A 12,060-nucleotide genomic window follows, 5' to 3' on the forward strand; every position below is an offset into this window, starting at 1 on the left:
GGTCTTTTCATTAGTTTGCTTTATAAAATTGTTGGATGGCTTCATCGATATAAACCCAGCCTTTCCAACCTAAGTGCATATGATCTTTTAAGAAGTATTTATCATACTCATGATTTGAGAAGTCGGCAATTGGATAGCCAGCTTTCTCAATTTGCTCATGAACCTTCTTATAGTACAATTCGCGGCGTTCTTTCGGGAAGCCAGCGTAATCGTACCAAGGACCTTTTACAGGAACAGAAATGAAGAGTGGTTTTGCACCAGATTGTTTTAATAAATCAAGTACAATTTGTAAATCTTCATATTCTGGCGATTGATCATAAGCATCATTTTTTAAGTAGCCTTCACGTTGCTTTAATTTCTTCTTGATTTTGCTGTTGAAGTAATCATCTTCGATACCATATTCGTTCGATCCTGATTCTACTGCACCAGTTTGATCTGCATGTTTACGAGCCTCTTCCCAGTTCATTTGTTTTAATGAAGGGTCAAGTTTTTCTTTATGCGGTTTAATATTAAACATTGCTGTAAATAAATCTTTACGATCTAAAATGTTACGGTAAATATAAGCGAAAGGTTTAGCAGCAAGTGCTTTTACTTTATATTTCGTATCATCGTAGGCGATACCTTCAAGCGAAATTTTTAATAAAGTTTCTTTCTTAACGATTTCAAAGTTTAATAAACGTTTTGCAATTTGCTTTTTCATTTCAGGTTTTAAATCATCGTTGAAAATGAAGTGATAACCTTGTTGTTTTGAAAAGTTAGGTGCAAAGTGCGTTTCATCAATACCTTGTGGTACAAACCATTGCGGAGAAAGAACGAATACCATTTTCTTATCTTTCAATTGATCCATTGTAGATGCGAAGTTTAACACATGTACAAGGTCTTGTGTTCCGCCGCGTCCGAGTAGGAATGGTGTGAATCCTTCAGGCTTTACTTTGAAATAATTTGATGGATGAAAAGCATCCATACGTGCGAATTCCGATGATCCATACATCGGAAGGTATTTCGGGTCTGCTAACATCTTTTGCTGTAAAATCATACTTTGAATCTTTTCTTCTTTTAAAGAAGTCGCAGCTTGTTCTACTTTTTCATCACTTAAAAGTGGAAGTAGGAAGCGAGTTGGGATAAGTAAGAATACAGCAAAAAGGGCCAATGCTAAAAGCATCGGACCAAATTTTGCTTTGTTCATCGGATTTCTTCCAACTTCTTAATAACCATGTTTGGTGTAGCCCACTCGTCACGATCAAAATCAGAAATAGAAACTTCAATATCTAAACGCTCTTGGAATTCAACTAATAAAGATACTACAGCGAAAGAATCAAGAATACCTTCTTCAAATAATTGAACATCTAAGTTTTCTTTCACAATATCGTTTTCACATACTTCTTCTAAAATATCTAATACTTGCTCTTTGAATTCTGCCATTTTTAAAATCTCCTTTATATCCGAAATATATTATATGTGCAACTTCTTAATAGTATAAGAAGGGTGCATTAAAAGTATCTGTTAAGGTGTCCAGAGAAAATTAGGAAACCGAAACATACAACGTGGAATGTAATTACAATCGCAAGGACGTGTGTAAATTTATTGTTTGGCCAAAACTTATGCTTCTTGTTTTTTCGTTCGAAAATATCGAATAGAATAAACAGTGCGGCATGATATAGACCATAAATAATGTATTGATACACATGCTCACCAGTAATATGCCAAATTCCCATGATGAAAAAGTTCAAAAATGCACCGATATACGAAATTGTGTAACGGTTCTTAATTAACTTTTTCTTCGTTGCAAAAAAGACGAAACGCATGTAAATAAAGTCACGGAACCAGAATGATAAACTCATGTGCCAACGGTTCCAGAAGTCTTTAATATTACGACTAATGAACGGTTTATTAAAGTTTTCAGGCGTTTTAATACCCATCATATAACTTACACCAATTACAAATGAGCTATAACCAGCAAAGTCGAAGAATAAATATAAGCTATAGCTATACATGTAAATCATATTGGATAGGATTGTATCTTGCTGAGCAAATGCTGGATCCATAAAATATTGCTTTATTAAGTAAGCGATAATAAATTTATACAAGAAACCTTGGAAAATGCGGTTTAATCCTGTACATAGTAAATTTTGATATTCTTCAGCGCTAGGTGGCTTTTGGATATCTTTTTGGAATCTACGGTAACGATCGATAGGTCCTGTTGAAATCGCCGGGAAGAATAAAACGAATTCCCAAAAATTAAAGAAGGAAAGTTCCTTAATTAATCCATCGCGAACTTCAAATACCATTTGCACTGCTCTAAATGTTACATAAGACATCCCTAAAAATACAATAAACTTTAGTTCAGGTGCAAACGGTGCGATTTTTGCCAAAATAAGTGGCAAAATTGATAAAATAACAGCTATACAGAATGTGAATGTGCTATTATTTTGTTTTCTTAAAAGTAAATAGCCTTTAATTAGGGCATATTGCCAAATAATAAATGCGGCTAACATAATCGCTTGCTTTGGCTTATCCGAGAAGATAATAGCAAGCATTACTAATGTTAAAACGGCATTATATTTACGCAACATTTTACCTTTAAATCCAGCTATGATAGTAGGTATTAATAAAATGCCCACTATAGCGAAAAAATAAAATGATCCATATGCGGTCATGCTGTAACCTCACTCAATAATTTTTTGCGATCTACCTTTCCATTTGGTGTCATTGGAATAGAAGATTGATACATGAATTTACGTGGAATCATATAGTTTGGTAATCGCTCATTGAGTTCTTTTTTGATTGCAGATGTTAATTTGAATTCTTTTTCAAATGAATGTTCTCCAGGAACAACAACCGCTAATAAATAATCGTATTTCTCACCTTTTTTAATTGGAACGATAACTGCTCCTTCTACGTAAGAACACGCACGAAGATGATGCTCAATTTCTTCTAATTCCATTCGATAACCATGCAGCTTAATTTGGAAATCAAGACGACCATTATAGAATAGAAGACCATTCTCAACATAGCCAGCATCGCCTGTTTTATAGGCACGCTCACCGTCAATCATAGTAAATGCTTTTTCTGTTAATTCAGGGCTTCCTAAATATCCAACGCTTACGCTTGGACCGACAATTACGATTTCACCTTTTTCACCATCAGGTGCAAGAGTGCCATCTTCTTTCACAATAAGAAGGCGACAGTCTGATTTACAGTAACCAACTGGAAGTGATTTGTATTGATCAAGCACTTCTTCTGTAACGTGAATACCTGTTACAGCGACAGTAGCTTCTGTTGGACCGTACGTATTCATAATTGTTGCTTTCGGGAAACGCTCAATTAATTTTCTAGCTACTTCATTTGGTAATACTTCACCGCAGAATAAGAATGTTTTCATGTTTGGTAGCATACTCTCAGAGAAAGATGTTTCCATTAAACACATCTCTGCGAAAGATGGTGTTGAAGTCCATACTTGTATATCCGATTGCTCTAAAGAAGCAAACAAGTCTTTTGGACGTGCAATCATATCTTTGTCGATTGCCCAAAGTGTACTACCTGTTACTAATGATGGGTAAATATCCATGACAGATAAATCGAATGAGAAAGGTGCTTGGTTTAAGAATACTTGTCCTGTTTGTAAGTTGAAATCTTCTACAGCCCATTTTGTAAAGCTTACAAGGCAGTTATAAGTAATCTGAACCCCTTTCGGATTACCTGTGCTTCCTGATGTGTAAATAATGTAGAAGTTCTCATCACCTTTTACCGCATGTTCAGGATTTGGAGTGTTCCCTTTATGAGTAAAGAAAATATCTTTTAAGTTGTCTTCACTTACAATGCGAACTGGTAAATCAGTTACAGTTACTGCTGCTGCTGATAAAAGTAATTTCGCACCAGAATTTTCAGCGATACGTTGTACACGATCAGCTGGGATAGATAAATCTACAGGAATATAAGCATGTCCAGCTTTTACACATCCTAAAAAGTTAATAATCATTTCAGGTTGCATATGGCCATACACCATAATTGGTGAACGATCATCTGGATACTCAGAAGAAATCCAATGTGCTAACGCATCAGAATCTTCCTTTAATTGTTTGTACGTAATTTTCGCATCTCGCCAAACAAAAGCAGTTTGATCAGGCGTTTCAATAGCCCACTTTTCAATTTGTTCTAATAACTTCATAACGTTCCCACCCTAAAATTCGTTGTAAATAAATGTACTTGTGTTTGTATCATGGAATCCATACAACCAAAGTAGTGCAAATAAAATTGCAAGGTAATAAACCGTCTTTGCAACCCATTGTGTGAGTGGTTGAGACCATATCTCTTTTAATCTTTCCATGTCTGTCCCTCTCTTAATGAAATAATAGCTCTTTGTAGGTATCATGTCCTACATTATTGTGAAAAAAACAAACTTCCACATTTTAGGTAAAAATAAGTCAAAAGGCTCTTTTCTGATATTAGCACTAAATACTAAAAAAGAAAATCCCTAACTTAGCAATTATATTACATTAAGCATGAATTTGTAATGGGTTTGACATGTAAATAGGAAGTAGATTGTGTGAATACATAAAAGTGGACTATAAGAATACGTAAAAATAGAGTATTTGTTTTCATTAATCATTTGAGACAGAGTAAAGTTTACAATTTCTAGCTCTTTTGAAAAGGAGGAAATTATCATGAATAGAGTGTGGAAGAGTCTAATTTCGGAAGAAAATATCGTGAAATGGAGAAGGCATTTTCATAAGTATCCGGAATTATCATTTCATGAAAAAGAAACTTCGCAGTTTATATATGATACATTATGCCCATTTTCTTCTTTTGAAGTAACAAGACCGACGAAATATAGTGTACTAGCAATTAAAAGAGGAACGGAACAAGGGAAAGTGATTGCGATTCGAGCTGATATAGATGCTTTGCCAATTCAAGAGGAGACAAGTAAATCTTATATGTCTGTGAATAAAGGAATAATGCATGCATGTGGGCATGATGCTCATGCAGCTATTTTGTTAAGTACAGCAGAAGTGCTATCAAATATAAAGGAAGATTTTGCAGGTGAGATTCGTCTATTCTTTCAGCATGCAGAAGAAGTGTATCCCGGCGGGGGACAAGAAATGGTTGAGGCAGGTGTAATGGATGATGTTGATTATGTAATAGGTTTACATGTTATGTCTGGATTGGAGAGCGGGAAGATAGGAATTGCGTATGGGCCGATGATGGCGGCACCAGACGTATTTACAGTCGAAATTCAAGGGAAGGGAGGGCATGCGGCGAGGCCAGAAGAAACGATAGATCCTATTGCTATCGGAGCACAGATTATTACAAATCTACAACATATCGTATCAAGAAATACAAGTGCTTTCATGCAAAGAGTCGTTTCAGTTACGCAGTTTCATGGGGGAATGGCTGATAATATCATTCCTAGTGCAGCAACTTTAATGGGAACCGTTCGTTCATTTAATCAAGCATTAAGGGTAGAAGCAGAAGAGAAAATTGAGCAAATCGTGAAAGGCATTACAAAAGCACATGGAGGGGAGTATACATATACGTATCGATATGGATATGATCCGGTTATTAACGATGAATATATTACGAAAGTAGTGGAAGAAAGTGCACTACATTTGTTTGGAGATGAGTGTGTTGTGAAGTTGGAACCTTCTATGGGAGGAGAAGATTTTTCAGCATATTTAAGAAAAGCACCGGGTTGTTTCATTAAACTAGGAACCGGTAATGAAAAGATAGATACTTGCTATCCGCATCATCATCCAAAATTTGATGTAGACGAATCAGCTCTAGTTTATGGAGTGGAACTATTTTTAGAGACAGTGATAAGACTGCTAAAATCATAGAGAAATAAAAAAAGGCAACTGCGCTCTATCGCAGTTGCTTTTATTTCTTTCCGTCAGAGAGGGCTGAGAAAGAACTATGCTCATTTATAGTATATGAATAGCTAACGGACAAGCTTGTACATTTTAATCATTTTTTTAAAAATAGTTGTTGACATTGATAATCAATGTCAATTAATCTAAATATAGTTGAAATTGATAATTATTATCAATAGGATGGGTGCGACATGTTAATGAGAAAAAAATTTCACCTTCTGCAGAGGGGATTAAAAGATAAAAATAAAGATGTTGATCAGCATATGGAATGGCAACGAAATGTAATTCGGTCTGAATATGTAGATGAGAAAAAGAGCATTCAAACAGAAAAAGAGATACAAAGTAAAGGGAGAGGTTCAGTTGAGTAAGTTAGTGATGATTTTTGCAAGTATGAGTGGAAATACAGAGGAAATGGCTGATCATATTGCCGGTGCAATTCGTGAAACAGAGAATGAAATTGAAGTTATTGATATTATGGATTCACCAGAAGCTTCTATATTAGAACAGTATGATGGAATTATTTTAGGAGCATACACTTGGGGAGATGGTGACCTTCCTGATGATTTCTTAGATTTTTATGACGCAATGGATTCTATTGATCTAACTGGGAAAAAAGCGGCAGTATTCGGATCATGTGATTCGGCTTATCCAAAATATGGCGTGGCGGTTGACATTTTAATAGAAAAGCTACAAGAACGCGGGGCAGCAGTTGTGTTAGAAGGACTAAAAGTAGAATTAACGCCAGAAGATGAAGATGTAGAAAAATGTTTACAGTTTGGAGCTGAATTTGTAAAACACCTTTCTTAATGGCAGAAGGGAGATGAAGAGCAAGTGCATGAGAAAATCGCGATCAAAACGATGACAGATTATCATTTGTATGATTTTATGCGTTGTCCGCATAAATTTTATTTTCGTCATATAAAAAGAAGAGAACCTTCTTCGTTTGAATGGCAACAAATCGCACAAATGATTGTGAATCGAATTATTAACGAATATTACACGCTACCTGCGGGTCAACAAACGAAAATTGTACTTTTAATATTAATAGAAAAGTATTGGAAAAAAGTAAGGATTAATATGTTTGCTTCGAAGACGGAGTATTATATTGTGTTAGCAAAGCTAACGGATCACTTATTACAGTTTGTTGAAAGAGATGATAGTCAGACACCGCCGTTATTTTTATATGAAAAATTTCAAACATACATGGAAGAGTTAGGTGTCCACATGTCATTGACATTAGAAGTTGGTGAGTGGAGTACTGAGTCGTTTGTAATTAAAAAGTATGTTGTCGATGCGGATGAGGAAATGCTTGCTCTTTGCCAAAAGTTAATGACAGTATTCAGTTATAAAGCTTTCGGCATTCTTCCAGGAAAAATTGAAGTTATTAATTTAATAGAAGGAACTAAGTATGAGTACATTCCGAAACAGGAAGATATAACAGCTGGAATGGCGGATTTATCTAGAATGAAAGAAATGTTGCAACAACCTGAGCACTACACAGAGCGTCATTTTCGTTCTGAGTGTATGAGTTGTGCATTTCGTAACGAATGCCAAGGAGAAGAAGTAAAGAAAGAAGCGAGGCAGAAGAAAAATATCGTACATTAAAGGATGCAAATTTGCATCCTTTTTTGTTGTTGACATGAAAAGCTTTTCATCATTTACCGTATGTTTGTAGCCGATTAATAAAGGGAGGAATAATCAATGAAAGATGAAATGAAAGTATTTCAATGGTTAAAAGAACAAAATGCTCCTTTTGGGATTCAACTGCAAATTTTACAAGCATTTCAACTGTATAAAGTCATTGTTGAAATGGATAAAAAGTTAATGATGTATGAGGAGAGAGAGTATAGGGAGAGAATGTAATCTCATCCCTGCAATATCGTTTTTAACTGTTCTATACCTGCTATGAATTTAAGTTCATTCTTTGTTTCAAAGTTATAAATCATATTATGTAGTAAAGGGCTGAATTGATAAAAGGTAATGATGCGGTGAATGAGTAATGGATCATGGTGTGAAATAAGCGTACTGTATTGTTCATATACTGATGTAGTAAATTCATGTCCGAAATCATAAAATAGCCCTGCAAAATCAAAAGCAGGATCGCCAATTTGTGCGTCACCAAAATCAATAATACCTGAGATAGTTTTATGCTGTTTGCTAAATAAAATGTGATGATGTGTAAAGTCAGCGTGAATGATTGTATTTTGAAATGTGGATGTAGCTAGACGGGCAAAAAAATTCTTGAATAAACGATTTAAGGCTGATTTCTGGAACGAAGTAAGATTGTTAGTAACATACTGATTTAATTTAGTTTGTAGCTCTTTCCAGTAGGCAACTGTTTTTTCGATAGGGAATCCTAATGCTGTAACACTTTTTAGAGGAATACTATGTAGAGCCGCAAGAAAAGTAGCTAATTGTGTAATAATTACTTTCTGTTCTTTTTCATCTAAATTCACAACTATTTCTGTTTTTAACGGTTCACCATGAAGGAGAGTATAGTAACTACAAAGCGGAATAGTATCAGTATCCTGTTTATAGAGTAGGTGATACTTTGGAACCTTAATTTCATGTAGTGAATAAGAGAGAAGTGTGCATAATTCTTTTTCTAAAGGAATTCGCATCGCATATTCCTTTTTTCGTGGGAAACGAAACAGTAGCTCATCATTTACTATAACCGCTGCATTATCCCATCCTTCTTCATTTTGTTTATATGAATGTATGGAAAGATTAGGAAAAGCTTCTTTTATAAATTGTTTGTAAGAATCCATAATTGTTCCTCGTTTCTGAGTTAAGTTATTCTACTTTATGATATCAGAATTTTCTTTCTATATGTTAAAATATAACTATCATTATGAAGAGGGGCGGGAGTGTTATCAAGAAAAGACTATTAATCACTTCTTTATGTATCGCTTTTGGACTGTTTTGGTCATATAAAGAGGTGGTTTTTGCTAACTATAAACCGATTGATCAGTACGGATTAAATAAGGAATTAAAGAACAAAAGTATAGAAATTTTAAATCATAATGAAATGAAAAAGGTAGGAGAACATTTTGTGACAGAGCAACTAGCAGTGTTTGAGTTTAATAATAAAGAAGATGTGAAACGAAAAGGTGAAGAACTATTTTTAACTAGAGGGTATGAACGATTAATAGAAAATTATTATCCAAATCGTTTTCGGGATTTAGAGTATAAATTTACAGACGAGGATATACGGGAAGTGACGGATGAAAGTTTTCTCTATCAAGCTGCAGCGTACGTGGCGGGTACTGAAAATGGTAAGAGAAGCGAAATGAAATTGAATTATGAAATAAAAATTGTAAAGGTTAATAATATATTTAAGGTGTTAGAACAAAAACAGTATGTACAATAAAGTGAAACATGAATCAGTGCTACAAATAGCGGGATAAAAAAATCCCCCAGTTCTTTGAGGGATTCTAAAGGTTTTCATTTTGTTGCCCAAGTTCTTTTTGAGCAATGTATAAATTTCCTTGCTCGACTTGTTTCTGAGTAAGAACAGAATCACCTGCATACCCTTTTTCTGTTTTTACAGTTCTTTTTGAACGATTGGACTCTTGTTTTTTCATATAATAGATCACCTTCCATTAAAAATAAACGAAAATGATAAGCACAAGTAATACAGCAGCGAAAATGGTAATACCCATTAAAAAAGAAGTGTTTTTATATTTAGGTGGCTTATGTACATCTTGCCGGTATCCAGGTGAAATTTCAGGGGCGAATTCTTCATCGAATGATTGCTTTTTTTCTTTTTCTTTTTCGTCCATATGTATCCACCTTTCTTTTTCATTATGTTATACGTTACAAGAAAAAATATGCATAACGAAAACAGCCACTATATCATTAGCGGCTGTTTTGCGTTGTATATTTTCTCTGAACTTGAAAGAGACGGATAAGCAGGAAGGTTGCTCCAAATGCTAGACCGATAATAAGACCAATCCAATATCCTTTTGCTGCCCAATCAGTATAGGTTGCTAATATGTAGCCAAGAGGTAGACCGATTACCCAATAGGCGATCAATGTCATAATTAAGGCGACATTTACATCTTTATAACCACGTAGTGCCCCTTGTACAGGAGTTGCAATTGCATCTGAAATTTGAAATAAAATCGCAAATATAAGGAATTCTTTTGCTAAATGATGAACTTGTACATCTGTCGTATAAATCGAAGCAATTTCATCATCAAAGAAGTAAAGAAGAATTGAATACGATAGGGCAAATGCAAGTGCTAAGCCAATCCCGATAAATCCATATTGTTTTGCGTTATTATATCGTTTTGCCCCAACTTCGAATCCAACAGCGATGGTCATTGCCATTGCTAAGCTTAAAGGCGTCATATATAGCAAGGAAGCGAAGTTCATAGCGGCTTGATGGGCTGCGATTGTTGTTGTACTAAAATTGCTCATCATAAGTGTTACCGCAGCAAAAATACTCGTTTCAAAAAAGATAGCAAATCCGATAGGGACGCCAAGTTTTAAGAATTCTTTCCAACTCGAAAGAGAAGGACGATATAATTGTTTAAAGATATTGAAAGATGCGAAAGGCTCTTTCGTCCGAATAATAATAACGGTAATAATTAAAATGCACCAATAGGTTGCTGCAGAAGCAATTGCTGCTCCGACACCACCGAGTTTTGGAAAACCGAAGTTACCGAAAATTAATACATAATTTAATACTACGTTAATGGGTAATGATAGTAATGTAATGATCATCGTTGTACGAGTTTTTCCTAATGCATCAATAAATCCACGTAAAACAGTGTAAGTAAATAAAGGGATAATTCCAATTGCGATAATACTTAAAAATTGTGCCGCAATACGTTCTACAGGTTCTTCTAATCGCATGCCATTTAAAATAGTTGAAACAGTAAAGAAACCGATAAGGATAACGACGAAGCTAGCACAAATTGCTAAATAAACTGCTTGTATGACAACGTGAGGAACATCCTCTTTTTTCTTAGATCCAACGAGTTGTGCAACAATTGGAGTAGTGGCCATCAAAATTCCTGTTAATCCCGTACTAACTGGAATCCATATACTTGTTCCGATAGCAACACCTGCTAAATCAATAGGGCTTGCATGTCCTGACATTGTGGTATCGAAAAAACTCATTGCAAATAATGACATTTGCGTAACGAAAATCGGGAAAAATAGTAATACAAATTGCTTTAATTTTTGTGAGAATGAATTAGTTTCTTTCATAAAATCCCCTTTCCGCTAAAAAAACCAAACTCTTATTATCATACAATTTAATCAAAAAATAGAAAAGAAATACGCGCATACAACATGTAAATTCAATAAAAAAAGGATGCACTTTAAAAGGGGATAAGGTATTATGATAAGGTGTGAAAAATTACATATTCGTTATTAAGGAGGCACTACTTGTGGCTGATTGGTTAATTGGTATAATCATGGGTGCTGTTGAAGGGTTAACAGAGTTTTTACCAGTATCATCAACAGGGCATATGATTTTAACAGGACATTTAATTGGATTTGACGACGATAGAGCGAAAGTTTTCGAAGTTGTTATTCAATTGGGATCGATTTTAGCAGTTGTTGTTATATTTTGGAAACGTCTATGGTCTTTAGTAGGTATAGGGAAAGTAACAGACGGACCATCGTTAAATCTATTACATATTATTATCGGGATGATTCCAGCCGGCGTACTTGGCGTATTATTCCATAGTGCGATTAAAGAAGTTTTATTTGGGCCAGGCCCAGTTGTTATTAGCTTAGTGGCTGGTGGTATTTTAATGATTGTTGCTGAGAAGTTTTCGAAACCAAGTACAGCAAGAACATTAGATGAAATTACATATAAGCAAGCATTTACAATCGGAATGTTCCAATGTTTAGCGCTTTGGCCAGGATTTTCTCGTTCTGGTTCTACAATAAGTGGTGGTTTATTAGCTCGCGTGTCACATACAGCGGCAGCTGAATATACATTCATTTTAGCAGTACCAATGATGGTAGCTGCAAGTGGATTAGATTTAATTAAAAGCTGGGATATATTAAGTGCAGCTGATATACCGTTATTTGCAACAGGATTTATTACAGCGTTCGTTGTTGCAATGCTTGCAATTGTTTCATTCTTAAAATTATTATCTCGTGTAAAACTAACACCGTTCGCTTACTATCGTTTCATTTTAGCTGCGGTATTCTATTTCTTCATTATGTAATA

General features: G+C 34.9%; 16 protein-coding genes. 7 read left to right on the forward strand and 9 right to left on the reverse strand.

Annotated features, from left to right (window positions below; translation table 11 throughout):
- Positions 1-10: 10 nt before the first annotated feature.
- The 5 genes from dltD to ACQVV1_RS12340 form a co-directional block, all read right to left on the reverse strand.
- Positions 11-1,186: a D-alanyl-lipoteichoic acid biosynthesis protein DltD gene (dltD, locus tag ACQVV1_RS12320; protein WP_242251089.1), complete on the reverse strand. Its 1,176-nt coding sequence runs from the start codon at positions 1,184-1,186 to the stop codon at positions 11-13.
- Positions 1,183-1,422, reverse strand: a complete 240-nt coding sequence (gene dltC, locus ACQVV1_RS12325) for a D-alanine--poly(phosphoribitol) ligase subunit DltC (RefSeq protein ID WP_000807310.1) — start codon at positions 1,420-1,422, stop codon at positions 1,183-1,185. The genes dltD and dltC overlap by 4 nt, the downstream gene beginning before the upstream one ends.
- Positions 1,423-1,490: 68 nt before the next feature.
- Positions 1,491-2,657, reverse strand: coding sequence for a D-alanyl-lipoteichoic acid biosynthesis protein DltB (gene dltB, locus ACQVV1_RS12330; RefSeq protein ID WP_431168920.1), 1,167 nt, complete (start codon positions 2,655-2,657; stop codon positions 1,491-1,493).
- A complete protein-coding gene (gene dltA / locus ACQVV1_RS12335; RefSeq protein WP_242251093.1) occupies positions 2,654-4,168 on the reverse strand; it encodes a D-alanine--poly(phosphoribitol) ligase subunit DltA in 1,515 nt (504 codons plus the stop codon). The genes dltB and dltA overlap by 4 nt, the downstream gene beginning before the upstream one ends.
- Before the next feature lie 12 nt (positions 4,169-4,180).
- Positions 4,181-4,327, reverse strand: a complete 147-nt coding sequence (locus ACQVV1_RS12340; protein WP_002011626.1) for a teichoic acid D-Ala incorporation-associated protein DltX — start codon at positions 4,325-4,327, stop codon at positions 4,181-4,183.
- A 337-nt stretch (positions 4,328-4,664) separates the two neighbouring features.
- Between ACQVV1_RS12340 and amaA the strand changes: the two genes are divergently transcribed.
- The 5 genes from amaA (at position 4,665) to ACQVV1_RS12365 (ending at position 7,730) form a co-directional block, all read left to right on the forward strand.
- Positions 4,665-5,834 (forward strand): N-acyl-aliphatic-L-amino acid amidohydrolase, encoded by a 1,170-nt coding sequence (amaA, locus tag ACQVV1_RS12345; protein WP_431168921.1) that lies wholly within the window; start codon positions 4,665-4,667, stop codon positions 5,832-5,834.
- A gap of 224 nt (positions 5,835-6,058) precedes the next feature.
- Entirely contained in the window at positions 6,059-6,235 is a 177-nt protein-coding gene (locus ACQVV1_RS12350) for a hypothetical protein (RefSeq protein WP_431168922.1), read from the forward strand.
- Positions 6,228-6,674 carry a flavodoxin gene (locus ACQVV1_RS12355; RefSeq protein ID WP_000041146.1) on the forward strand — a complete coding sequence of 149 codons (447 nt, stop codon included), beginning with the start codon at positions 6,228-6,230 and terminating at the stop codon, positions 6,672-6,674. Before ACQVV1_RS12350 ends, ACQVV1_RS12355 begins: the two co-directional genes overlap by 8 nt.
- A 24-nt stretch (positions 6,675-6,698) precedes the next feature.
- Positions 6,699-7,472: a hypothetical protein gene (locus tag ACQVV1_RS12360; protein ID WP_242251098.1), complete on the forward strand. Its 774-nt coding sequence runs from the start codon at positions 6,699-6,701 to the stop codon at positions 7,470-7,472.
- A 96-nt stretch (positions 7,473-7,568) separates the two neighbouring features.
- On the forward strand, positions 7,569-7,730 hold the full coding sequence (locus ACQVV1_RS12365; protein ID WP_000651006.1) for a hypothetical protein: 162 nt from the start codon (positions 7,569-7,571) through the stop codon (positions 7,728-7,730).
- Between the two features lie 2 nt (positions 7,731-7,732).
- Here the strand turns inward: ACQVV1_RS12365 and ACQVV1_RS12370 are convergent, their stop codons facing one another.
- The gene (locus ACQVV1_RS12370; protein WP_242251099.1) at positions 7,733-8,635 is read right to left on the reverse strand and encodes an aminoglycoside phosphotransferase family protein; all 903 of its coding nucleotides are present in this window, start codon (positions 8,633-8,635) and stop codon (positions 7,733-7,735) included.
- Between the two features lie 83 nt (positions 8,636-8,718).
- Here ACQVV1_RS12370 and ACQVV1_RS12375 point away from each other — a divergent pair, with 83 nt between their 5' ends.
- Positions 8,719-9,237 (forward strand): biotin transporter BioY, encoded by a 519-nt coding sequence (locus ACQVV1_RS12375; protein ID WP_242251101.1) that lies wholly within the window; start codon positions 8,719-8,721, stop codon positions 9,235-9,237.
- Between the two features lie 64 nt (positions 9,238-9,301).
- Here the strand turns inward: ACQVV1_RS12375 and ACQVV1_RS12380 are convergent, their stop codons facing one another.
- From ACQVV1_RS12380 to ACQVV1_RS12390, 3 genes are all read right to left on the reverse strand, one after another.
- Positions 9,302-9,451, reverse strand: coding sequence for a hypothetical protein (locus ACQVV1_RS12380; RefSeq protein ID WP_060630088.1), 150 nt, complete (start codon positions 9,449-9,451; stop codon positions 9,302-9,304).
- An 18-nt stretch (positions 9,452-9,469) separates the two neighbouring features.
- Positions 9,470-9,649, reverse strand: coding sequence for a 2-isopropylmalate synthase (locus ACQVV1_RS12385; RefSeq protein WP_242251103.1), 180 nt, complete (start codon positions 9,647-9,649; stop codon positions 9,470-9,472).
- A 76-nt stretch (positions 9,650-9,725) separates the two neighbouring features.
- Positions 9,726-11,084, reverse strand: a complete 1,359-nt coding sequence (locus tag ACQVV1_RS12390) for an MATE family efflux transporter (RefSeq protein ID WP_242251105.1) — start codon at positions 11,082-11,084, stop codon at positions 9,726-9,728.
- 182 nt (positions 11,085-11,266) lie between these two features.
- On the opposite strand from ACQVV1_RS12390, the gene uppP reads away from it, so the two are divergent.
- The gene (uppP, locus tag ACQVV1_RS12395) at positions 11,267-12,058 is read left to right on the forward strand and encodes a bacitracin resistance undecaprenyl-diphosphatase (RefSeq protein WP_063224474.1); all 792 of its coding nucleotides are present in this window, start codon (positions 11,267-11,269) and stop codon (positions 12,056-12,058) included.
- Positions 12,059-12,060 lie beyond the last annotated feature (2 nt).

The organism is Bacillus basilensis (assembly GCF_050630465.1).
GTDB classification, from domain to species: Bacteria; Bacillota; Bacilli; order Bacillales; family Bacillaceae_G; genus Bacillus_A; species Bacillus_A basilensis.